Here is a 23615-nt window from a genome sequence, read left to right as displayed (position 1 = left end):
CCTATTTTCCTCCGCCTAATACTTCGTTCCATCGATTTGTCCAATTGCCAAGCTCTGAAGTTGCTGTTTCGTAATCTACCCAAGTCAGCTTGCTATAATAATTCTCTCCAACCTTGACCTTCCCCTTAATCTTGTCACCGTATTTCACATCAGAATTCGACATGCCATAATAAGATTTTTCCGAGAAAGCCTCCTGAGCTTCTTTTCCACTTAAATAGTTTAATAGTTTGTAAGCCGCTTCTTCATGCTGACTTCCCTTCGTTAAAGCCCAGCTCGCAACAGCTGCAACAGCGCCTTCTTTCGGATATGAGAAACCAATATCCATTCCTTCTTCTTCAAGTGCAAATACTCGTCCATCCCAATATGGAACTGCTGCCACGTCACCACGTTCTAACAAGGTTTGAATAGACCCTGGATTATCTGGAAAAGCAGCTACATGTCCTTTTAATTGTGAAAGGCTTTTAAAGGCTTTATCAATATCCTTAGGATTTGATTCTGTCCCCCCTTGAGCATGGACAAGCGCAGAGAAAAATTGCAAACCGGCTGAATAAGTCGGAGATGATATCGCCACCTTCCCTTTTAGCTGACTGCTCCATAGGTCTGTCCAGCTGTTTGGTTCCTGCTTCACAAGATCTTTTCGATAAGCAATTCCTAGCTGCCCCATGCTAAAGCCTGCTGCATATTGTTTCCCATCAATAGTGAGCTTCTTTTGGACAGAACGGTAAAGTTTTTTGACATTCGGTGCTTGCTCTTCGTCAATGGGCGCAAGAACGTTTGCTGCAATACCTCTTTGAATCGTATCAGGCTGTAAAATAAGCAGGTCATACGGTGGATTTTTACCATTGGACGCTTTTAATTTCGTAAACCATTCAGAATCCGCTCCAGAGACGGTTTGGACTTTAATTCCCGTATCTTTTTCAAACTTTTCGAGGATTGGTTTGATATTCTTTTCCCAATCGCCTCCGTATACGCCAACGATCACAGTCTGCTGCTGTTTACCTTGATCCTGTCCATTTCCACCGCAAGCTGTCAGCAGTAGAATCATTGATAGTACACCTGCAAAAATAGTGATTAATCTTCTTTTCATGATTGATTTCCCCCTTTTTGTCCATCCATATGACGAAGTGCTTGAATAATATCTTTCTTTGTTAACGGCTCATTTCTATGACTGAAATGTTGATGAACTGCATGTTTATAATGCGTACGTTCATTAGCTGGGTAAGAACGCAGCTGCACGGCAAGCTCGCTGCTGGCTTCATCCGTCCATACTTTCTCATAAGCTTCTCTGTGTTCTCCGAAATCCCACATGATATCAGCAGGATGATCAACCTTTTCACGAAACTTATTCGTTTGCTTTTCATCAATCTTCCATTCATTTTGGTCTAGATACACTTTAACGCCATATTGCTGCAGCGCTCTTTCTTCACTTAATAGACCTGCTTCCACTTCCTGAAGGACTTTTTCTTTATTTCTAGCAAATGGATTTCCCCAGCCGCCTCCACTTGGTGATATTAATTGCACAATATCGCCTTTTTCAAGACGCAGAACATCTATTTTTGGCTGGTCTTGTTTTTCACCTTTTGCTGTGATCAGCTTGACCTCACCAACAGCTCCTGCTCGGCCGCCCATTAACCCCCAAGGCTGAAACTTCATTCGTTCCATTCCTCGTGCGGTCACCATAGATTCAGGCTTGATCATTTCAAATTCCAAACCAATCGCATGTCCACCTCTGTTTTCTCCTGCCCCGCCTGTGTTCGGCAAAAGTTCATATCGGTGAACATGAATATCAATATGCTGTTCTAAACTCTCAATGGGTGTATTTTTCAAAAAGCCAGATGAATGATCAATGCCATCTACTCCATCCGTTCCATTTTGAGCACCGCCGCCTCCGCCTAATGGTTCGACAACAGACATTTTTCTGCCACCTGTTTGATCATCAGGAACAGAGAGAACAACAATAGCAGATTGACCTGCACCTGCTGCCGGCACTGCTTCAGGTAACAGCTTACCAATGGCGCCTAGCACGACATTATACAGCCTCATCGTAATCGAATGCCGAATACCAACAGAGGCCGGGTATTCTGGATGCACCAGCGTCCCTTTAGGTGAAATCACTTCAATCGGATATGTTATTCCGCCATTAATCGGTATAAAGGGATCTTTACTAATAATGTAATTAATCAACCCTTGATATAGGAAGGAATGCTTCTGACCATTGGTGACAAGGTTAAAAGCTGTTTTCACTTGAGGGTCACACTCAGAAAAATCAAGAATCAGCCGCTTTCCTTTCACCGTTAACTTGATTTTCAAACGGATCGGCACATCCGAGATCATATCATCATCTAAATAATCAGCGAATTCACTCGTTCCATTCGGAATGGCTTCAATGACCTTTCCTGCACGAATCTCAGCTTGCTTCAGCAGGTCCATCATTCCTTGTTTCACTTCATTTTTTCCAAATTTGCCGATCATTTCTTTTAACCGAATTTCTGCTGTATTTACTGCAGCAATCATCGCATTGATATCCCCATCATTTAAATGACTGGCTCGGCTGTTGGCTCTTAATAAGGTCCGAACGACCTGATTCTCTTTCCCGCCTTCAGAAATTTTCACTGGCGGGATTCTTAATCCTTCTTGATGGACATCTGTTGCTGTCGGTGAAATACTCGAAGGCACAAGTCCGCCCACATCACTCACATGAACAAAAGACCAAGCATAGCTGACAATTTCACCATCTACGAAAATTGGCTTAATGATATGGACATCCGGCAGGTGAGTCGCTAAACCATCTGTCGTATAAGGGTCATTTGTGATGATAATATCTCCCGGCTGCATCGCCCCGCTCTCTTCAATCGCTTTTTTAAGACTCAGCCCTAAAAAGATCGTTACACCCACTGTCTTCGGATAAACAAAGAAATCTCCAGAAGGCGTGGCTAACGCTGTCGCAAAGTCAGCTGATTCTTTGACGAAAGTCGTAAAAGACGTCCGCTCAATGACATGTCCCATACCAGACGCAATTGCATTAAAATAACTGCGCATCATCTCAAGCTTTGCTGGATCAGTTCTCATGTAAAGCCGCCTCCCTTGAAATCACCAAGTTCCCTGATTGATCAATGCTGCCTGTCCAATTTGGCAGAATCAATGTTGTCGTATCATCCTGCTCAATAATGGCAGGTCCATTGATGACAGAACCTACTGACAAAGTATCTCTGTAATAAATAGCTGCTTCATATTCTTTTTCTTCTATAAAGATTCGCCTGTATTCATATGGCTTCAAAGATTGTCCGCTGCTTTCATGAACAGGTGTGAAAGGCAGCGGCGGCGTCTCGCCTATGACTCGAACTCGTAAATGAGTAAACTCGATGTCCGCCTGATCATCTCTATGACCATATTGACGCTGATGCAGTTTGTGAAAGGCTTCAATGAGTAGATGGATATCTTGTTCTTGCTTCAGCCATTCAGCTGATAATGGTAATTCAATCTCAAAGGCTTGTCCTTGATAACGTGCATCTGCCAATAATAGAATGGATGTCTGTTTAATATGCTGAATGTTCTGCCGACTGAACCAATCAGCCGCTTTTCGCGAAAGCATCTCATAATCTTGTTTTAGTTGATCTATCGAGTAGTCTTGTAAGCATATTTTCTTCGACAGCACCGCATCATGAATAAAATCAGCGGTCAGAGCACCTAATGCACATAATGTTCCTGGACTTGGAGGAACGACCACGTTTTTCGCATGGATTTCTCGAGCAAGGAAATTCGCCACAACCGGTCCTGCTCCGCCAAACGCTAGTAAACTAAAATCTCTTGGGTCAAACCCTTGCTGCTCCATGACATTGCTTAATTCTGTGTACATATTGGCGACAGCTACTTGGATTAGCTGGTCAGCCGCTTCTTCTACCGTTTTGTTGAGCTGGTCAGCAATTGGCTGAAAGGCCTTTTCCGCCGCGGACAGCTGTAGTTGTAAATGTCCTCCGGCAAAACGCTCTTGATTGAGATAACCGCATATGAGGAACGCATCAGTTAAGGCGGCTTTCTTTCCCTTACCATACGAAGCTGGTCCCGGCTGTGAGCCAACTGATTCTGGTCCTGCTTTGAGAAGCCCGCCCTGATCAATCCACGCGACAGAACCTCCGCCTGCCCCTATTGAATACATCGCAACAGATGGAAGAATGATAGGAAAACCTGAAAGCTGATTAGACTGAGCCATTGTAGGCTGCCCCTTTTGAATAATGGAGATATCTGCACTCGTCCCCCCTACATCAAAAGTGATCAGGTTGGATTCGTTTGCAGAGGCTGCGATTCTTGCCGCACCAATGACACCAGCTGCCGGACCAGAAAAAAGTGTTTTAACAGGTGAAGTTGCTGCACTTTCTGCATCCATTAAACCACCATTTGATTGTGTAATGTATGGAGAAATTGGTACACCTTCTTCTTTCAAACGGCTTTTCAATGTTTGTAAATACTGTTTTACCTTTGGTTGAATGTACAAATTGACAACAGACATCACAGTACGTTCGTATTCTCTCATTTGAGGCCATAATTCAGATGAAGTAAGAACTTCTAATTGCGGATAATGGTGTTTGATATAGGCTTTTGCCTGTAATTCATGAACTGGATTTTGATAACTATGTAAAAAAGAAATGACAATACCTGCTAGCCTTTTAGACATGACCTGCTGGACAGCATGATCTAATTGCTGCAGATGGAGAGGTTTTTTGATCGTACCATCGTGTATCAACCTTTCAGAGATTGGGTATACATGCTTTCGTGGTATCAATGGTTCCGGCAAACGAGAATTGAAGTCATAAGGAATGGGTAATCGTAAACGTTGTAGTGACAATATGTCTTGAAAGCCTTCCGTCACAAAAAGGGCTAAATCTGCTCCTTTCCGCTGCAATAATGTATTAAGACCGATTGTCATTCCATGTACGAGATATTGGATTTTAGATAAATCAACACCTCTGTCTTTTAGAAGTTTTAGCCCATTGATAATTCCCTGGGCTGGGTCGTCAGTCACTGTGGGTGTTTTGAGTTCAGTCAGCGCCCCTGTTGCTTCATTCATCAGCGATAAATCAGTAAATGTTCCTCCTATGTCTATACCAAGCCGATAAGAGACATCCGCCATTTGTACTCCCCTCCTGCAATGTAAATAGAATCATATTTTGATAAATTACGACATTTTTTGATATTTGACTCCATATTATTAAAGCATATCGGTCTAGTCAATTTTATTTTTTTAAAATTTCTGTGTGTTAAATTCTTGAAATTAGCCCAAAAAGCAGTGATAAAGCCATTTTGATAAAGCATAATCTTTTTTTGACCAGCAAAATTAAAATTTTTATGAATTTTTACAAATATGAAAAGCAAGAAAACGGATAAAAACCGTTTTTCGAACTTTAAAAGGCGTTTTTTCAAAACCAGGAGAAATTGGTAAGTAATTCTGCTATACTTCTGTTTACAAAATACGCAAACAAGAAAGAGAGCTAGCATCTATGAAACTTCTTAAAATCATTCTCTTGCTTTTACTAATCGTCGTTGGTGTAGCAACAGGCTATATTCAGCTGGAGCAAAGTAAACAAGAGACGACGAATTCATCTTATGACAAAACCATTCTCTTCCCATCAGATCGTTACCCAGAAACCGCGAAGCACATAGAAGAGGCAATTGATGAAGGCCATTCATCCGTATGTACGATTGACCGTAAACATAGCGATGAACAGAGAGACCAATCACTTCATGGCATCCCAACAAAGCGCGGGTATGATCGGGACGAATGGCCGATGGCGATGTGTAAGGAAGGAGGAACAGGAGCTTCTGTCAAATATATCAGTCCTTCAGATAATAGGGGAGCAGGCTCATGGGTCGGTCATCAATTATCGGATGATCCTGACGGCACAAGAATACAATTTATCATCGATTAACGCCATTTCCCTTTTCTATCTAAAAAAATTTTCTCTCGTAACTGCATACAGGTATTTCAAACATTTTTTTCATGCCGATAATCCTTAAGGAGGATTATCCTACCTTATACCTAAAGGAGTCGAAAAGCATGAAAAAAAAAGGGAAACTGAGGCTTGGTGCCAAAATTTTGCTGATCTTTTTAAGTGTCCTCATCATCTTTTCAGCAGTTGTTGGTTATGTGGTGAATCGTGAAATGACAGAAAACATCAAGCACATGGCCACTGAAAAAGCAAAAAGTGATTTAAAGCTAGGCTATGCCTACCTAGATGAAAAAGTGGCAGGCTCGTGGCTGATAAAAGATGGCAAGCTTTATAAAGGGGATACCCAAATCAATGATCATGATACATTGGTTGACCAATTAGCTGAATATACCGATGATACCATCACAATTTTCCAAGGGAATACCCGTGTCGCGACGAATGTCATGTTAAACGGAAAACGAGCTGTCGGTACAGAAGTCTCACCTGAAGTGAAGGCCACTGTATTAGATAAAGGAGAAAACTATTACGGCACAGCAAATGTTGCCGGGAAAGACTATCAAACGGCTTATATGCCGATCAAAAATGAAGCAGGCAAAACGATTGGTATTTTTTATACGGGCGCCAATCAAAGCATGATTTCACAAATGCTTCAGTCATTCTATATTCAATTTGTCATTGTTCTGTTGTTAAGTTTAATTGTTGCAGTTATCATTATTTCTATTTTCACAAAGCGGTTTCAGTCACGCCTCAAGTGCATAGCTTCTGCCATTAAAAGTGCCGGCGAAGGAAATTTAACCATCAATGTGTCGGATACGGCAGGCGATGAACTGTCTGACCTGGCTGGTCATTTCAATAAGATGCGGGAAAAATTAAATCAAACCATTCTTAATGTCATGAACACATCTGAATTAGTGGCCACCTCATCTGAGCAGCTTTCAGCTAGCGCAGAAGAAACAAGTGCAGCATCAGAAAAAATCACCCACAGTATTCAAGAAGTAGCTCAATCATCAGAAGAACAATCAGCTCAAATGACAACAAGTGAGCACACGATGATTCAAGTATCTAACGAGCTGGCAAACATCACGGAAAATGCGGAACAAATGGCTTCAAGAAGTCAATTTGCACAAGAAATGGCCCTAAAAGGTGTACAGAATATTGGGGAAGTAAACTCACAAATGACATCTATTGCAAAATCAATAGAGGAAAATGGGACAGCCGTTCAAGCATTAGAAACACGTTCAGCTGAAATTGATCATATTTCCCATGTTATTACAGACATCGCTAATCAGACAAACCTGCTTGCTCTTAACGCAGCAATTGAAGCAGCACGAGCAGGCGAGCATGGAAAAGGTTTTGCGGTTGTCGCAGACGAAGTGAGAAAGCTCGCTGAAGAATCTCAAGCATCATCAAATATGATTTCCCATCTCATTTCTGAAATCCAAAAAGAGATGACTCATTCGACGAATGCCATCAAACGAGTAAAAGAGGAAGCGGCTCAAGGGACTGTACTTATTTCTCATACAGAAGAATCATTTATTGATATTCAACAGTCAATGAGAGAAATGGCAGATGGCATCAAGCATTTATCTAGTGCATCACAAAAAATCGCAGCTTATACAAACGATGCGAAACAATCCTTTGCCACTATCACAGAAGGCGTTAAACTAACGAGTGAACATTCACAGCAAGTAGCCGGTTTAACAGAAGAACAATTTGCCGCAATGGAAGAAGTAACAGCATCATCAGAAGCTCTTGCCCATTTAGCAGGAGATTTAAAAGCAATGGTTTCGCAATTTCACATCTAGATTCCTCAAATAGAAGCGCAAGACGGCGACAATCGTCTTGCTGCCTAACATTCTCTTCAAGAATCATTCTTTCAATCATTCACATTCCAACGAAAATCTATGTATAAAGGAGTTTTTTAAATGAATAAGTTAAACCAAGCCTATTCCCTATCTATCTCTTATCACCAAATCACCGTATACACCGGAAGCAAAACACCACCTGTGATTGATTGGTCAGATGATGACATTCTTCAAGGATTCGCCATGGGAGATCAGGGTGTGTCCTTTGAAGGGGTCAACAACGGAAAAGCATCTATTACTGTAACTTTAAATAGCGATATGCCCCCAGCCTCGGCTGACAGAACAGTTACAGTGCCTTTTACGCATGCAAGCGATCAAGTTTATATCACAAGCGTCATGGCTCAGGTGCTGTCTTTCCCTATTCCAAAGGGAGACTATCAGCTCACCTGCTATACCTCACAGCAGCCTGATCAAGACCTTTATCATATAAATTTCCAAACTGTGTAGATCACGACTGATCGTACAAATCAAGCCACTTTTCCGCAAAGTCTACTGATTCTCTCACCGGCAATAAATATGAACTGGCAAGTCCGATTTGACCGTGATCATGAGTGCCTCCTGATTGCAGAAAATCACGACCGATCTGCTCAAATAGTTCTTCTCTTGTGATAATATCTTGGTACTCTTTCCATACCCTCCAACCATTTTCTAAGATGGGAGCTCCTCTTGTCATGAGGTCTTGCTGAGGGATGCGATATTCAGCAAGATGGAAAGCTGTCAGGCTCTCAAATGACGTACCAATCAGCAGCACCTGAGCCTGAAGATCATACATGCGGGCTAGAGGCGAATGTTCTCCTAATCCAAAAGAAAGTGCGTGGTGTTTCAGAAGCTCATGTTTCCTTTTGCCCCAGGCTGTGAATGAAAAATGAGGATGATTGCTTCTCGCCACGCCTGGGTATTTCCAAAACGTTTCCGCTACCTTTCCCATTGCTGTTGGCGTCGTGTATGCTGGATCAAATGCAGGCATCGTCTCTTTGATCGATTTCCACCACGAAAAAGGAACAGGCGGATTGATCCAATCAGCGGGATCAGAAAGCTCTAACGTTTGTGCCGGCATGATCAGTGTCCCCTCTTCTGATAAGGTTTCCATCAATGCTTGTATGAGGGCAACAGCGCCTCCGTTTATCCAGCCGATAGATGATAAAGATGAGTGAACACATAAAATCATGCCTTTTTTCACACCAAGTTGAACCAAGTCTGCTTTGATTCTTTCCTTTGTCATCGGTTCAGCTTGATTTTTGATTAATTTTTTCATCGTTCCTTTTCCTCCTGCGTCTCTTCTATTACTGATGAATGAGACGTTTAACCGCAATAGACAGTTTATAATTTGCGTAATTTGTCAGCTCCGTTAAAAACAGATCCAGTTCATCATGACTGGAAAAATGGCCTTCAGCCATATAACAGCCCTCACCACTTATTTTAAACAAGTTCTTGATCTCTTCCTGTTGGTCGAGAAACGACAGAAGTGGTTCGTGATGATGACTGCGGGTATAGAGCTGCATAAATGTTTGGATGGTCTTTTGAGTCCGCCAGTCAATCGAAATGGTATATGCTTCAATCACACCCTCTTCTTCAAGCTTTAACACACGATTTGCAACAGCTTGACCGGTTAAATGAACTTTTTCACCTAGCGCTTTCATGGTCAATCGACTGTTTTTAGAGAGCTCTTTTAATATATCCATATCGGTTTGGTCTAACATTGACTCACCTCTTTCAAAAATCAAGTCCTTCTGCTGAAAGACTTTCATTACCCTCTGTCATATGGAACTCTTTTAATATACTGTAAACTTAATCAGAAAAAAAGGAGGCCTTTTCATGAAAATCACGCTCATTCGGAATGCTACTTTATACCTTCAATATGGTCAGGCAACTTTCTTCATTGATCCCTTTTTAGCAGCAAAAGGAACATATCCACCGTTTCCTCATACAGCCAATCAACATTTGAACAATCCTATTGTTGATCTGCCTGTAAACATTGACTTAGACAACATGTTACACCCAGATGCTGTCTTACTCACTCATTTGCACGTGGATCACTTTGATGACGAGGCAAAACAAAAATTAGCTCAAGACCAGCCCATTTATACGCAATCGGAGAATGACAAAAAAGAAGTTGAAGAAGCCGGTTTCCAGCATGTCACATGCATTGAAGATGAAATAGACATTTGCGGTGTTCATATTAAGCGGACAGGTGGACAGCATGGGACAGGAGAAACTGCGAAGCGGATGGGACAGGTCAGCGGTTTTGTTTTCTCTCACCCTGATGAACCTACCCTTTACATTGCAGGTGATACCATTTGGTGTGATGAGCCGAAGGAGGTTGTCAATACATGCAAGCCAGATGTCATTGTGGTTAATAGCGGAGCTGCTCAATTTTTAGAAGGCGATCCGATTACCATGACGAAGGAAGATATTTTAGACGTTCACCGTTCTCAGCCAAAAGCACAAATTGTCGCTTGTCACCTTGAGGCAGTGAACCATTGCTTGCTAACAAGAGCTTCTTTACAAGCTTACATTCAGGAGCATCATGCAGATCAAGCCATTTTTGTCCCTAAAGATGGTGAAAGTCTCACCTTCTGAAAAGATTCATAAATAATAAAAAACCGGCACCTCGCTGCCGGTTTCATCATTATGGTCGATGGTGCTGTGGTTTTTTCAGCAATGGAACAAATCCGTTATTTTCCAAATGATTGTAATGCTCATCCATTCGTTTGGTAATATGTGTACCTTGTTCCTTTGTTAACACACCATATTGAACGTATTTCTCAATCACTTCTTTTCGTTTAGAAAGAATTTGCTGCTCAAGCATTTCAATTTGTTTTTGTTGTTCTGTCGTTAATTTTACTTGATGCGTTACTGGACGCTTTTCCATTTGGGGTGTTTCACCATAAGCTGTTTCCATATAAAAACCAGACAACAGCATCATCGATAATATGATTAAGCCACTTACTTTTTTCATCATTGTTATTCCCTCCTTTATTCGCAATTATTTTGTACGCACTTTCCTTTTTTATACATTATTTCACCACGCAAATTGCACATAATATTCTTACTTTTTCGCTTTTCTTCTGAAAACGTTGTCCTAACAGAAAAAGCGTGCTATGTTTTGTTTTGTATAAAAAATAGAGGAGGATTCTTAAATGAGTCGTTTTTATCATAGAAAATCGATATGGTTGATGCTTGTTGTGTCTGCTTTCATACTTGTCATGTCTGCTTGCAGTCAATCAAGCTCTTCTCAGTCTGGAGATTCAAAGTGGGATGAGATTCAAAAGAAAGGGAAAATCGTGGTTGCTACTTCAGGCACCCTTTATCCAACGTCATATCATGATACATCTAATGGCAAGGATCAATTGACTGGTTATGAAGTGGAAGTGGTCAAAGAAGCGTTTAAACGCCTTGATGTGAAAGTAGAATTTAAAGAAATGGGCTATGATGGCATGCTGAGCGCCATTAATTCTGGTCAAGTGGATGCCGCTGCAAACGACATTGACATCACAGATGACAGAAAAGATAAGTTTGCCTTTTCAACTCCTTATAAATATTCCTATGGCACGGCGATCGTACGAAAAGATGATTTGTCTGGCATTAAGACGTTAAAAGATTTAAAAGGAAAGAAAGCAGCTGGAGCTGCCACAACGATTTACATGGATGTCGCTCGCAAGTACGGTGCGAAGGAAGTCATTTATGATAATGCGACAAACGAGCAATACTTAAAGGATGTCGCTAATGGTCGTACAGATGTCATTCTAAATGATTATTACTTGCAGACACTAGCTCTTGCTGCATTCCCGAAACTAAATATTACGATTCACCCTGACTTAAAATACATGCCAAACGAACAAGGTTTTGTGATGAAGAAAGACAACACAGAGCTTCAAAAAGAATTAAATCGTGTCTTAAAAGACATGAAAAAAGACGGAACCATGAAAAAGATTTCCGAAAAATTCTTTCATCATGCAGACGTCTCAAAGAAAATAGATGCTGATGTCGAAGATGTCGACATTTCTAAATAAGGAGCCGCAATCGTGGGAGATATTCATTTAGAATATATATTTAATCCTGCACTGGCAAAGGCGTCATTTCCATTTGTCATGAAAGGCATCTGGCTGACGCTGCTCATTTCCTTTGTGAGCATGTTTTTTGGTACAATTCTTGGCTTTTTTATTGCGCTTGCCAGAATGGCGAACACGTGGATGCTTCGCCTGCCTGCACGGTTGTATATCTCATTCATGCGAGGCGTGCCCATTCTGGTGATTTTGTTTATTCTTTATTTTGGATTCCCTTATATCGGGATTGAGTTTACAGCGGTCACCGCTGCCATTATTGGGTTCAGCTTCAATAGCGCTGCCTATATTGCAGAAATCAACCGGGCGGCCCTCTCCTCTGTTCCGAGTGGACAGGTGGAAGCTGCCAAGTCACTAGGTCTCAGCTATTGGCAAACGATGCGCGGTGTCATTTTACCTCAATCTGTCCGCATCGCACTGCCGCCTTTAACCAATGTCATGCTCGATTTAATCAAAGCCTCCTCACTGGCTGCGATGATTACTGTACCCGAGCTCTTCCAGCAAGCAAAAATTGTAGGTGGACGCGAATTCGATTATATGACCATGTATATTTTGGTCGCACTCATATACTGGGGCATTTGCAGCGTAGTCTCATTGCTTCAAGACTTTTTAGAAAAGCGCTATGCGAAATATCTGTAATAAAGGAGAGCAGATCTCATGGATCTGCTCTCTTTTGTATTTAGCTTTAATGTATCAGCCATAACCACACATATAACCCTAGTAAAGTAAGGATCAAGGTTGGGATGGTCAGGATGATTCCGGCTTTCATGTATGCACCCCAAGAAATATGGACGCCCTTTTTCTTGAGAACATGAAGCCACAGCAATGTCGCCAATGAGCCGATAGGGGTCATTTTCGGACCAAGGTTGGAGCCGATGACATTGGCATAAATCAGTCCGTCTCTCATGACGCCTGCTGTATCTGTATGACCGATCGCAATCGCATCGATTAACACAGTGGGCAGATTGTTCATGACAGAAGACAGCACTGCGGCAAGCACGCCCATAAACATCGTTCCCGCAAGCAAGCCATGCGATGCGCCTTGTTCGATCCATGCCGCCAATATTTCTGTGAGACCGACATTCTTTAGTCCATATACGACGACATACATGCCAATTGAGAAAAAGACTATGGACCACGGTGCTTCTTTTATGACGCGTTTTGTCGCCACTTGCGGACTTCTTCTCGCCAGCCACAAGAAGACAAGAGCAATACCGCCCACAATGATGGAGACCGGAACCCCAATGAGTTCCCCTGCAAAATAACCGACAAGCAGACAGCCAAGCACATACCAAGACAAGCGGAACATGCGGATATCTCGGATAGCTGATGCCGGCTCTTTCGCTTGTGACAGATCGTATGTTTTTGGGATGAGCTTCCGGTAAAACACATAAAGCACTAGCATGCTCGCTCCAAGCGACACAAGGTTTGGCACGAACATGTTTGCTGTATATTCTAGAAATCCAATATGAAAATAGTCGGCTGATACGATATTAACCAAGTTACTAATCACAAATGGCAAGGAGGTTGTATCTGCAATAAAGCCGCTCGCCATCACAAAAGGCAGGATCATCCGTTCATCCAGCTTTAACGCTCTCACCACAGACAAGACGATCGGGGTCAGAATCAGTGCCGCTCCATCGTTCGCAAAAAAAGCAGCCACGACAGCGCCGAGCAATGTTAAATAAATAAACATGCGGACACCGTTCCCTTTTGCGGCTTTTGCCATATGCAGTGCAGCCCATTCGAAAAACCCAATTTCATCTAAAATTAACGAAATAATAATGATGCCAATAAACGCAAATGTCGCGTTCCATACTATATGCGTCACTTCCCACACATCGCCCAGATGAACGACACCAAAGACAAGTGCAAGAATGGCGCCTCCACATGCTGACCATCCAATGGTTAAACGTCCTGGCTGCCAAATGACAAGGACGAGGGTCAGGATAAAAATCAAAATGGCCAAGGTGACTGCTCCCAAAGGTGGCCCCCCTTTCATAAAATCCTTATCTATCATACAACGTAACGCAGCAGTTGTATGCCATTTTCACATGAAAACCCGCAGGTGATCCCGGGCACCTGCGGATTCGATGACTATTGATCTTTTTTCATCAGCATCAATTCAATAAATAACTCACATCGCTGACTGAAGTGACTTAAATCAATTGAGGTCATATCAAAGATTTGTTTCATTCGATAGTTTAATGTATTTTGATGAATAAACAACTGCTCTGCAGCAGGCTTTAGCTTGCAGTTATTCAATAAGTAGACTTCAAGCGTTTTTAAAAAAGAAGTTTGGCTGTCACGGTCTTTTTCCTTCAAACGTAACAAATCTGGATTGAAATCATTTTTCTTTTTTTGATGGCTGTAAATCGAGTCTAAGAACCGGAAAACCCCCAGATTCTCGTAATCATATGGAATCAGCTCTTGTCCCCCAACAATTTTCACAGCCTTCACGACCTCTATCGCTTCAAATCGACTTGTACTCATTTTCATGACATCTCGATACTCTCTTCCCATCCCGATATACAGCAGCGAAGGATGGGCATGCGTTTTCGATTGCAGATGAGCGATGACGTCGGCAGCAGTTGCTTTCGGTGAGTGCCGGTCTGACAAGCTGCCCAATATCACGACAATGTCGGCTTGAACGGAGTATACGTGATTCACCTTATCTTCTAGCTGCAAATACGTTCGAATGACATCCTTCACGTCTTCTGCCGTCTCACTTTTGTTATCGGCAGCATGTACGACCATGACAGTAAATACTGCCGGCAGTGGGATGCTTAAATTCTCAGCCTCCCACTTCAGTTCTTCTTCTGTATAAAAATGATCATCCATGACCTTTTTGAAAAATTCTTCAATCTTGCCTTCCTTTTTCTCCAGCTGTTTCTTATTCTTATAAATCACTTTTCCCACTTGAAAGGAAGCTTCGTGCAAAAATTGCAGCTCCTCCTGAGAGAGGGAATCCTCAATGTCCTGCACCCAAATAAAGCCCACAACTTCTTGTTTGTGCTTGGCGCTCACAGCCACCCGCCGATTAAACCCGAGCTCGTCATGACCGCTCACATAAAAAGGCTTTGACTCCTTGTGAAGCCGCTCGATGACCCCTGTTTTCTTTAACCAATCGACTACAGACCCCGGACATTCCTTTGAGAAAATCGTTTGCTGATTGACTGGGTCAAACTGCTGAATGCTGTAAGAATTATAAGCAAGGAGCTGGCACTCTGTGCTTTCTAAAATCACTGGTTTTTTTAAATACCCGCTAATAAATGCAATTAACTTATCGACATCAAAAAATGTATGAAGCTTTTCTAATATCTCTTCCATCCCGATTGCTCCCTGATTAAGTGATACATTTATCATACTTCTTTCCGGACAGATTTGCATAGAAACAAGTCGTAGACAAGCAAAAAAAGCATGAACCCGTGTGCACAGGTTCATGCTTTTCCAACTTAAAACATTTCACTAATCGTTTTTGCCTGCATGTGTAGAGCTAGGTAATCTGGACCGCCTGCTTTTGAATCGGTTCCTGACATTTTGAATCCGCCAAATGGGTGGTATCCCACGATGGCTCCTGTGCAGTTACGGTTAAAGTAGAGATTCCCTACATGGAACTCCTGCTTCGCACGGTTGATGTGATCACGATTATTGGTAATGACAGCACCTGTCAAACCATATTCCGTGTTGTTGGCTACTTCAAGTGCCTCATCAAAGCTAGATACTTTCGAGAAGGCCAAGACAGGTCCGAAGATTTCTTCTTGCATCAAACGAGATGTTGGCTCAAGATCTGCAAAAATGGTTGGGTGAATGAAGTATCCTTCCGAATCATCACTCGTTCCGCCAGTCACTAAGCGGCCTTCCTGTTTGCCCACCTCGATATAATCCGTGATCTTGTCAAAGGACGCTTGATCAATGACAGGTCCCATGTAGACATCCGCAGAAAGAGGGTTCGCTGTTGTTTTTGTTTCTGTGATTTCCTTCACTCGCTCGATCACTTGGTCATACAGCTTCTCGTGGACGACAGCCCGAGATCCAGCTGAACATTTCTGACCTGAAAAACCGAAGGCTGATGTGAAAATGGCATTAGCCGCTAATTCGACGTCTGCATCCTCATCTACAACCACTGTATCCTTACCGCCCATTTCAGCAATGACACGTTTTAAATGCTGCTGACCTGGCTGTACTTTTGCCGCGCGTTCAAAGATACGTGTCCCTACTTCTCTTGAGCCAGTGAATGTAATCAGGCTTGTTTTCGGATGATCTACTAAGTAATCTCCGACCTCTGCTCCGCTTCCTGGTACAAAGTTCACCACACCCTTTGGAAGACCTGCTTGCTCAAGCTCTTCCACAAAACGTGCCGCAATCACAGGAGTTGCACTCGCTGGTTTTAAGACAACTGTATTCCCAGTGACGATTGGTGCTACTGTAGTTCCTGCCATAATGGCAAACAAGAAGTTCCACGGCGGAATGACGAGTGTCACGCCAGTTGGTGTGTATACGTATTGATTGTGTTCTCCTTCGCGGCTGTTCACTGGTTTGCCTTTCGCCAGCTCCAGCATTTGACGAGCATAATATTCAAGGAAGTCGATCGCTTCTGCTGTATCTGCGTCCGCTTCATTCCAAGGCTTACCTGCTTCTTTGACAAGAAGGGCTGAATACTCATGCTTTTTACGGCGAATGCTTGCCGCAGCACGGAAGATGACGCTGGCTCTTTCTTCTGGAGACGTATAGCGCCAAGTTTCAAATGCTTTCGCCGCAGCCTGAACCGCTTGTTCTGCCTCTTCTTTTCCGGCCTTTGATACGGTTCCAACGACTTCATCCTTTTTCGCTGGATTGATCGAGATAATCTGGTCTTTCGTTTCGATTCTTTCTCCATTAATCACGAGCGGATAGGTTTGACCAAGTGATTCTGTTACCTTTGCTAATGCTTGTTCAAACGCTTTGCGGTTTTCTTCCTGGCTAAAATCCGTGAATGGTTCATGTTTGTAAGGTGTTGTCATCTTTGTCACGCTCCCGTTTCAAATTATTTTCTCGTCATCCCTTTTAAAGCAAAGGCAATGTTTGCCGGCCGTTCTGCAAGACGTCTCATGTAGTAGCCATACCACTCTCGTCCATACGGGGTATAGACCCTCATTTGATAGCCTTCCTTCACAAGTGCCTGCTGCGTTTCTGATCTCATGCCATACAGCATTTGAAATTCGAACTGACTTGTCGGTATATTGTGTTTTTTCACAATATTCTTCGTAAACTCGATCATTTGATCGTCATGTGTCGCAATGGCTGTATAGTTCCCTGTGAGTAATTGCTTTTCGATCAGCTTTTGATAATTCTGATCGACGTCTTTTTTGTTTGGATACGCCACTTCGGCGGATTCCTTATAGGCACCCTTTACAAGTCTTAAAAATGGCTGAAGCTCATTTAGGTCATCAAGATCCTTTTCTGTTCTGTACAAATACGCCTGCAGGACCGTACTGACATACTCATATTGAGATTTCATCTCTTTAAAAATGTCCAGCGTTTTTTGACAGCGCTGTTCATCCTCCATATCGATTGTCACCATGATACGGTGTTTCTCTGCCGTATCTAAAATGCTTTTCATATTGCGATACACAAGGTCATCGTCAATATCCAGGCCGAGTGATGTCATTTTGAGTGACACGTGGGAATTGAGTCCCGCCTCAGCAATCCGCTGAATGGTTTGAATACACTCATTCGTCCGCTCATTTGCAATCTCTGCCTTTGTGACAAACTCACCAAGGTGATCGACTGTTACAGCCATTCCTTGATCATTTAATCGTTTAATGACAGAGATAGCGCTCTCAAAATCTTTCCCACCGATGATTTTCTTAGATGCAACAGCACTTCCCCAATTACGAGCAATATGGTTCAAGAGACTGCTCTTTGACAAAAACAAGAAGAAATTTCTTGTGACCGACTCCATAAAGGGCACCTCCCACTCTTTGTAAGCTATGTCTTTATTGTAAGGCTCATAAGCTGTCCGCTACAATATTTGAAGATGACAAAAATTCTGACTTTTTTTGTGGTTTTATCACAATAAGAGATAAAAAAGAGCCTGCCGCTATCCGGCTGGCTCTTCCCTCCTACGCCCACACCTCATCAAGGGTAGACTGCAAAAGCTCATTTAATTCTTGCGTGAGATTGTCTTTCGGCTGATTGTAGCTTTTCACCAATTCATCAAAACGCGCCAGCTCTTTGTCGATGAATGGATGGACATAGGCGAGACGGTTCTCTACATCCATTTCCTCTCCGTCCATTTTACGTTTGAGCAGCTCGTGAATTTCTGTTAAAAGCGGGCCTTCCTCCACTAGCTCCTCGAGCAGTTCATGAAAGTCCATCGGCGGAACCGTCCGGTAGCGTTCAATCCACTGACAGGCAAATAGCGGACGAAGCACATAGAAATACTTCTTGATTCGCACCTGCTCCCCTCGTAAATGCCGGCTTTCATTCCGCTTCGCCATATTGAGGTAATGATACATCAATGCTGCAGGATAAAACGCTCGATCCTTTAATTCTCTTAGCTGCTTTGCTAAAGAGAAAGATTCAGCATAGATGATGTCAGAAGATAGCCATTCCATGATGGATGGATTTGATTTATTGAATAAGCGAAGTGCTTTTCTAAGCTCCCAGCCGCTGATATCAAGCACGTCATCAATCGGCCGTTCAATGACATCACGATGCTCTTCCATCGCCCAATACCATTCTTTCCGGGGAACATATAAAAAACGAACATCATAATCACTATCAGTCGAGGGAAATCCCCATGCCCTGCTGCCTGATTCAACGGCGAGGCAAATCTTTACGTCATACGTTTCTTCGATGATTTTCAGCTCTTCCTTGATTCTCTCTCTCAACATCCATCAACTCTTTCTATAGAATTCTGCATGACTTCTTCACGTTTTGGGAAAATACGAATAAGACATATAAAAAAGGAGTTGGATCTGATGTCTATATCTCGCATTATGAAATGGATCACCGGGATTTTTGAAGCCTGCCTTGCCATCCCTGTGATCGGAGGTCTATTCGTTATCAGCAATGGCTATTCACCGCTCATGGTCATGCTTATTCTGCATATTATCACACTCGTCTTATCGAAGCGAGACCAGGGACCAATGATTGGAAGCATCATCGGAATTGTCACATCCTGCCTTGCTTGGATTCCGATTCTCGGATTCATTCTTCATATCATCACTGCCCTTGCCCTGATTATCACTGCGTTAGTGCCTGATGAAAAAACGAGACAGAATACGAGCTATTAAAAAAGAGGCCCTCCTAGAGCGGCCTCTGTTCTTTTAGATCCTTAAATGCTTTTGTAAGAAGGCAAGCTTCTCTGTTTGAAAAGCCGGGATGTACTCGTGTCCAAAGTAGCGATACACCTTTAAATCTTTATCTGTTTCTAAATGGTTGTATACCGCAAACACAGTAGATGGCGGGGTGATTTGGTCGATCAGACCGATGGCCATCAATGTGGGCTGTTTCACCCATTCGGCTAAATTGATCAAATCAAAGTAGCTCAATGTCTCAAATACCTTTTCTTCCGCTTCTGGATCACTGTTTCTTCGAAAGTATGAATTGATTTCTAAATAAGGCTGCTCCAATGCCACATCCACTGCACGCTCGAAATTTGATAAGTAAGGATAATCTGCCACGACGACCTTTGGAATGTCTGAAAGTGCCGCAGCTCCAACCGCCAGTGCACCTCCCTGGCTTCCACCCACCACGCCGATACGGTGTTCATCCACTTCCGGAAAGGACTGAATAACATCGAGTGCACGAACCGCATCTAAATAAACACCTCGATAATAGTAGGTCTCTTTCGATAAAATGCCTTTTGTCATCCATCCCAAAGCCTGCCCGCCTGGTGTCACTGTCTTATCTTCACTGCCGCCTTGACCGCGGACGAGCATACCAAATGTCGCATAGCCATGCAGTGCCCAGTTGACGATGTCGTGAATGCCGCCGTCATAGCTGGCATTATAGCCATGAAAACGAACGAGCGCTGGATGCGGACCTGTTTGATCTGGTACCGCATACCAGCCTTCAATTCGAGAATGACCAAAGCTTTGATACGTGAGGCGGTACACCTTGACGCCTTTCACTGGATAGTCATAAGGTTCAAGTGCTGGCTCTGCCTCCACTTGGCGCAGTTCTTCGAGCGACGCCTTCCAAAAGTCTGAGAAATCAGGTCGTGCTGTTTTCTTCGGTTTATATACTTTTAGCTCTTCTAGTGGTAAATCGAACAATTGCATACCATACTATTCCCCTTTGTTTTATTAGTTATGAGTATCATATCACTGTTTTCTTGACTTAGAAAGTCATTTTCACTACAAAAGACAAAACCTTCTGACATTTCTATTGGCAAAGAGGATTGAAACCTTTATGATAAAGAAACTGGCTTGAAGAATAGATATTCTCAGGCAAAACAAATTGATAGACATTCATGGATTTTCACATTTACACCATCGCATAAAGGAGGAACCTGTATGAAAATCGCCCTTGTCCAAATGGACGTACAAATTGGAGAACCTGATGTGAACTTTCAAAAAGCAGAAGCGTTTTTACAAGAAGCCATCCATCAGCAGCCTGATCTGATCATTTTACCCGAAATGTGGAATACCGGCTATGCACTTGAACAAGCTGAGCAGCTTGCGGATGTAAACGGTGAACGCACAAAACAGCTCTTCTCTTCCTTTGCCCGTAAGCACCAAGTGGTTCTCATCGCAGGAAGTGTATTGAACAAGCGCACAGAAGATGAAAACATCACCAACACGATGTATGTCTTTAACCGCCAAGGTGAGCTTTTAATGGATTACGATAAAATTCATTTATTTCGCTTAATGGATGAGCACAACTATTTAACTGCTGGTGATCAGCTTGGTTTATTTGACTATGATGAGGATGTGAAGATCGGCGCGATGATCTGCTATGACCTCCGCTTCCCGCAGCTTTCCAGAACACTTGTAAACAAAGGGGCCAAAGTGCTCATCAATACGGCGCAATGGCCGTCAGCAAGAGTGGACCATTGGCGCAGCCTGCTCATCGCAAGAGCGATTGAGAACCAGTCATTTATGATTGCTGTTAACAGAACAGGCACAAGCAGAGACACTGAATTCCCTGGCCACTCCATGGTGATTGATCCACTTGGCCGTATTCTGCTTGAAACAAGCCATGAGGAAGACATTTATTATGCGGAAATTGATCTTCAGCTAGTGGATGAAGTGAGACAGCAAATTCCTGTGATGACGGATCAGCGTCTGGATATCTATTAGAAAGCAGGGTGCTTCCCTGCTTTTTGCATTTAATTAAACGTTTGTTTAAGCTTGATTCTGGTAAAGGTCCATTAGGGCTTGAGCGGCTTTCGTTAAATACCTTTCTTCCACATATGCAAACACAAGAGTGCGGGTTGGGCATGAATCAATTTTCAAATAAGTGACTTCGTTCCTTTCCTCTTGTGCCACCATTTTCGGCACAACTGTCACACCTAGTCCATTTTTGACCAATGCCTGCGCTGTTTGAATATGACTTGTTTCAAAGGTAATCTTCGGCTGAAAACCATGATGAAGACATAGTTCCATGACCACTTGCCGAAAGCCATATCCCTCTTTCAGCATAATAAATGCGGCGTCTTCCAGAAGGCGAAATGGAACAGACCCTTTCTGATCTGCTTGATTGATGATTTCGTTCAATTCATCTGTTGACCAGGGCTGGGCAGTTTGCGGAACTGCGAGAAGAAGCGGCTCTGTCAGCATGTGTTTCGTTTTCAATGATTCATGCTCGACAGGCATAGATAAAATAGCCAAATCCAGCTTTCCAGCCAATAGAAGTTTTTCTAGCTCACGAGGTGATTCTTCTATTAGTTGAACGTGAACATGAGGATACGTTCGACAAAAGGTTTTTAATAAACCGGGCAAGACATAGCCCCCTGTGACTGCTGGCGCTCCAATGTTCAGCTCTTTCCCCACCTCATAAGCTGCTTCTCCCATTTCACGCAGCAAATCATCTCTTTCCTTCAAAATGTTCTCAGCCCTTTTAATGAATCGACTCCCTTGAGGTGTGGGCGTGACTTATCCATACTTTCGAATAAAGAGGGGTGTGTCTAATTCCTCTTCCAGCTTCTTCATTTGTTGGCTTAAAGAAGGCTGTGCAATGTGAAGTTGATCCGCTGCTTTTGTAAAACTTTTCTGCCGGTACACTTCCATGACATATTCCATCATTCGTATATCCACTTTCATCACCTCATAGGTTTTAACTATTCATGTCATATCTTTTATGTCTTAGACAAATAACAAAATGAATTTTACGATAAAGAGACAACAAAGGGGGAGAAGAAATGAATCCATATGCTAAAGCCGAAAACCAATTCTCACAAAATGCCGAGAACTATCGAGATTCACCTATATTTGCAGCCGGAGAAGAGCTGGAATGGATGAAAGCAATAGCCAATACGAAGGGTCACGAGCATTTACTTGATATCGGCTGTGGGGCAGGACATACCGTTTTTTCCTTTTCAGATATCATTTCTAAAGGAATCGGCATTGATGTCACGCAAAAAATGATCGAGGTTGCAGCAGCACTTGCGGAAGAACGCCAACTGAAACATATTACTTTTGAGCGGGCAGCCTCAGAAGCACTGCCCTTCGCTGATGAATCATTTGACATCGTGACGTGCCGCTTTGCCGCTCACCACTTTCCAAACCTGCCGGCAGCTATGTCTGAAATCAGCCGTGTCTTAAAAAAAGGCGGCACATTCCTGCTCGTCGATCATTACGCACCCGAAAACACTGCACAGGATTCATTCATTAATCACTTAAATAGACTCAGAGATCCTTCTCATGTGCGAGAAAGCTCGTTATCAGAATGGAAAGAGCTCTTCGCTGCCAACCAACTGACTCAAAAAGAGAAGCGTTACTGGGATCTGCAAATTGATTATCAGGACTGGATGATGCGTGGACGCACACCAGAGAATGTTCAAAAAGAGATCGTTTCCCATCTTCAATTCGCAGACCCTGATACAAAGCAGCTGTTTCAACTTCAATTCGATGCACAGCAGCAGCCTATTTCCTTCTGTTTAAAAGCTGCACTCATTCAAGGAATGAAGAATTGAACTTATAGAAAAAGTCTACCCTCGTTGGTAGACTTTTTTATTTCGAGTATAAATCCCAGCCAAGCTTGAGTGTGTCCACAATATAATTGGCGACTTCCTCAGCTTCTAGATGATCTGTTTCGACTCTTGAGTTATGAAGGGCATATATTTCCCGGCGCTCTTCAAACAGCTCTTTCATCTCGTCAATCGTCCGGTTGTGAAGAACAGGACGGTTTTCAATTAAAATATCCAGCCGCTGTTTCCAATTCTCCCAGGATAAATCAAGGAAAAGAACCGTACAATGCTTCAAGCAGGCGCGTTTGATTTCTTCCTGTTTGAATGCACCGCCTCCAAGAGAAACGATCTTTAGCTGCGTATGTTCACATAAATCGACGATATAATCTTTTTCAGCCTGCCTGAAGAATGCTTCTCCTTTTTGCTGAAAGATATCTGGAATCGTCATGTTATACTTTTTCTCAATCTCCTGATCCACATCAATAAAATCTCTATATAGCTTTTTGGCAACCAGCTGCCCAATGGTTGTTTTCCCAACACCCATAAAGCCAATGAGGACAATATTTCGCTGTCTCACAGGGATTTCTCTATTGTTTTTCATATTCGTGACACGTCCTCCTTA

Annotated in this window: 22 protein-coding genes and 1 pseudogene; 9 read left to right on the top strand and 14 right to left on the bottom strand. The window is 42.8% G+C overall.

The genetic code is table 11. The features are described from left to right. Position 1 precedes the first annotated feature (1 nt). From C6348_RS12810 to C6348_RS12800, 3 genes are read right to left on the bottom strand one after another with little or no spacing between them, the layout of a single operon-like run. Complete coding sequence (locus C6348_RS12810) at positions 2–1087, bottom strand: ABC transporter substrate-binding protein (RefSeq protein ID WP_034664150.1); 1086 nt, start codon at positions 1085–1087, stop codon at positions 2–4. Continuing rightward, positions 1084–3069, bottom strand: coding sequence for a hydantoinase B/oxoprolinase family protein (locus C6348_RS12805; RefSeq protein ID WP_106043395.1), 1986 nt, complete (start codon positions 3067–3069; stop codon positions 1084–1086). The genes C6348_RS12810 and C6348_RS12805 overlap by 4 nt, the downstream gene beginning before the upstream one ends. Then, positions 3059–5128 carry a hydantoinase/oxoprolinase family protein gene (locus tag C6348_RS12800; RefSeq protein ID WP_106043393.1) on the bottom strand — a complete coding sequence of 690 codons (2070 nt, stop codon included), beginning with the start codon at positions 5126–5128 and terminating at the stop codon, positions 3059–3061. Before C6348_RS12800 ends, C6348_RS12805 begins: the two co-directional genes overlap by 11 nt. Before the next feature lie 367 nt (positions 5129–5495). Here C6348_RS12800 and C6348_RS12790 point away from each other — a divergent pair, with 367 nt between their 5' ends. The 3 genes from C6348_RS12790 to C6348_RS12780 all read left to right on the top strand — a co-directional run bounded on the left by C6348_RS12790 (position 5496) and on the right by C6348_RS12780 (position 8257). Next, positions 5496–5924, top strand: a complete 429-nt coding sequence (locus C6348_RS12790; RefSeq protein WP_106043391.1) for a NucA/NucB deoxyribonuclease domain-containing protein — start codon at positions 5496–5498, stop codon at positions 5922–5924. Positions 5925–6052: 128 nt separating this feature from the next. Next, a complete protein-coding gene (locus C6348_RS12785; protein WP_106043389.1) occupies positions 6053–7750 on the top strand; it encodes a methyl-accepting chemotaxis protein in 1698 nt (565 codons plus the stop codon). 120 nt (positions 7751–7870) lie between these two features. After that, on the top strand, positions 7871–8257 hold the full coding sequence (locus tag C6348_RS12780) for a competence protein ComJ (protein WP_106038505.1): 387 nt from the start codon (positions 7871–7873) through the stop codon (positions 8255–8257). 1 nt (position 8258) lies between these two features. Here the strand turns inward: C6348_RS12780 and C6348_RS12775 are convergent, their stop codons facing one another. Together C6348_RS12775 and C6348_RS12770 are read right to left on the bottom strand one after the other, a co-directional pair. Then, positions 8259–9065, bottom strand: coding sequence for an AAC(3) family N-acetyltransferase (locus tag C6348_RS12775; RefSeq protein WP_066031346.1), 807 nt, complete (start codon positions 9063–9065; stop codon positions 8259–8261). 28 nt (positions 9066–9093) lie between these two features. Continuing rightward, positions 9094–9510, bottom strand: coding sequence for an Lrp/AsnC family transcriptional regulator (locus C6348_RS12770; protein WP_034664465.1), 417 nt, complete (start codon positions 9508–9510; stop codon positions 9094–9096). Positions 9511–9625: 115 nt separating this feature from the next. Between C6348_RS12770 and C6348_RS12765 the strand changes: the two genes are divergently transcribed. After that, a complete protein-coding gene (locus C6348_RS12765; protein ID WP_060595506.1) occupies positions 9626–10390 on the top strand; it encodes an MBL fold metallo-hydrolase in 765 nt (254 codons plus the stop codon). Positions 10391–10439: 49 nt separating this feature from the next. Here C6348_RS12765 and C6348_RS12760 read toward each other — a convergent pair whose 3' ends face one another. Next, entirely contained in the window at positions 10440–10769 is a 330-nt protein-coding gene (locus C6348_RS12760) for a YckD family protein (protein ID WP_106031600.1), read from the bottom strand. A gap of 181 nt (positions 10770–10950) precedes the next feature. Here C6348_RS12760 and C6348_RS12755 point away from each other — a divergent pair, with 181 nt between their 5' ends. Beyond that, positions 10951–11823 carry a transporter substrate-binding domain-containing protein gene (locus C6348_RS12755; RefSeq protein ID WP_060595505.1) on the top strand — a complete coding sequence of 291 codons (873 nt, stop codon included), beginning with the start codon at positions 10951–10953 and terminating at the stop codon, positions 11821–11823. Between the two features lie 12 nt (positions 11824–11835). Continuing rightward, positions 11836–12513 (top strand): amino acid ABC transporter permease, encoded by a 678-nt coding sequence (locus C6348_RS12750; RefSeq protein WP_034664171.1) that lies wholly within the window; start codon positions 11836–11838, stop codon positions 12511–12513. A gap of 46 nt (positions 12514–12559) precedes the next feature. On the opposite strand, the gene C6348_RS12745 is transcribed toward C6348_RS12750, so the two are convergent. The 5 genes from C6348_RS12745 to C6348_RS12725 all read right to left on the bottom strand — a co-directional run bounded on the left by C6348_RS12745 (position 12560) and on the right by C6348_RS12725 (position 18749). After that, the gene (locus tag C6348_RS12745) at positions 12560–13858 is read right to left on the bottom strand and encodes an arsenic transporter (protein WP_060595504.1); all 1299 of its coding nucleotides are present in this window, start codon (positions 13856–13858) and stop codon (positions 12560–12562) included. Between the two features lie 113 nt (positions 13859–13971). Further along, complete coding sequence (locus tag C6348_RS12740; RefSeq protein ID WP_106043387.1) at positions 13972–15204, bottom strand: PucR family transcriptional regulator; 1233 nt, start codon at positions 15202–15204, stop codon at positions 13972–13974. A gap of 125 nt (positions 15205–15329) precedes the next feature. Then, on the bottom strand, positions 15330–16877 hold the full coding sequence (gene pruA, locus C6348_RS12735; protein ID WP_095285945.1) for an L-glutamate gamma-semialdehyde dehydrogenase: 1548 nt from the start codon (positions 16875–16877) through the stop codon (positions 15330–15332). A gap of 23 nt (positions 16878–16900) precedes the next feature. Then, positions 16901–17818: a proline dehydrogenase family protein gene (locus C6348_RS12730; RefSeq protein ID WP_034664177.1), complete on the bottom strand. Its 918-nt coding sequence runs from the start codon at positions 17816–17818 to the stop codon at positions 16901–16903. Between the two features lie 160 nt (positions 17819–17978). Further along, positions 17979–18749 carry a nucleotidyltransferase domain-containing protein gene (locus tag C6348_RS12725; RefSeq protein ID WP_095285952.1) on the bottom strand — a complete coding sequence of 257 codons (771 nt, stop codon included), beginning with the start codon at positions 18747–18749 and terminating at the stop codon, positions 17979–17981. A gap of 90 nt (positions 18750–18839) precedes the next feature. Between C6348_RS12725 and C6348_RS12720 the strand changes: the two genes are divergently transcribed. Next, entirely contained in the window at positions 18840–19154 is a 315-nt protein-coding gene (locus C6348_RS12720; RefSeq protein WP_012008865.1) for a hypothetical protein, read from the top strand. A 33-nt stretch (positions 19155–19187) separates the two neighbouring features. Here C6348_RS12720 and C6348_RS12715 read toward each other — a convergent pair whose 3' ends face one another. After that, entirely contained in the window at positions 19188–20144 is a 957-nt protein-coding gene (locus tag C6348_RS12715; RefSeq protein ID WP_106043385.1) for an acetylxylan esterase, read from the bottom strand. A gap of 234 nt (positions 20145–20378) precedes the next feature. Here C6348_RS12715 and C6348_RS12710 point away from each other — a divergent pair, with 234 nt between their 5' ends. Next, a complete protein-coding gene (locus tag C6348_RS12710) occupies positions 20379–21164 on the top strand; it encodes a carbon-nitrogen family hydrolase (protein WP_106043383.1) in 786 nt (261 codons plus the stop codon). A 45-nt stretch (positions 21165–21209) separates the two neighbouring features. On the opposite strand, the pseudogene C6348_RS12705 reads toward C6348_RS12710, so the two are convergent. Next, positions 21210–22109: pseudogene (locus tag C6348_RS12705) on the bottom strand (LysR family transcriptional regulator). A gap of 116 nt (positions 22110–22225) precedes the next feature. On the opposite strand from C6348_RS12705, the gene C6348_RS12700 reads away from it, so the two are divergent. Beyond that, positions 22226–22999 carry a class I SAM-dependent methyltransferase gene (locus tag C6348_RS12700; RefSeq protein ID WP_106043381.1) on the top strand — a complete coding sequence of 258 codons (774 nt, stop codon included), beginning with the start codon at positions 22226–22228 and terminating at the stop codon, positions 22997–22999. A gap of 37 nt (positions 23000–23036) precedes the next feature. Here C6348_RS12700 and C6348_RS12695 read toward each other — a convergent pair whose 3' ends face one another. Beyond that, positions 23037–23594, bottom strand: coding sequence for a shikimate kinase (locus C6348_RS12695; protein ID WP_106043379.1), 558 nt, complete (start codon positions 23592–23594; stop codon positions 23037–23039). Positions 23595–23615: the final 21 nt, after the last annotated feature.

The organism is Bacillus sp. YBWC18 (assembly GCF_002998775.1).
Lineage (GTDB): Bacteria > Bacillota > Bacilli > Bacillales > Bacillaceae > Bacillus.
The sequence above is the reverse complement of the archived record's forward strand: the minus strand, read 5'-3'. Positions and strand labels throughout refer to the sequence as shown.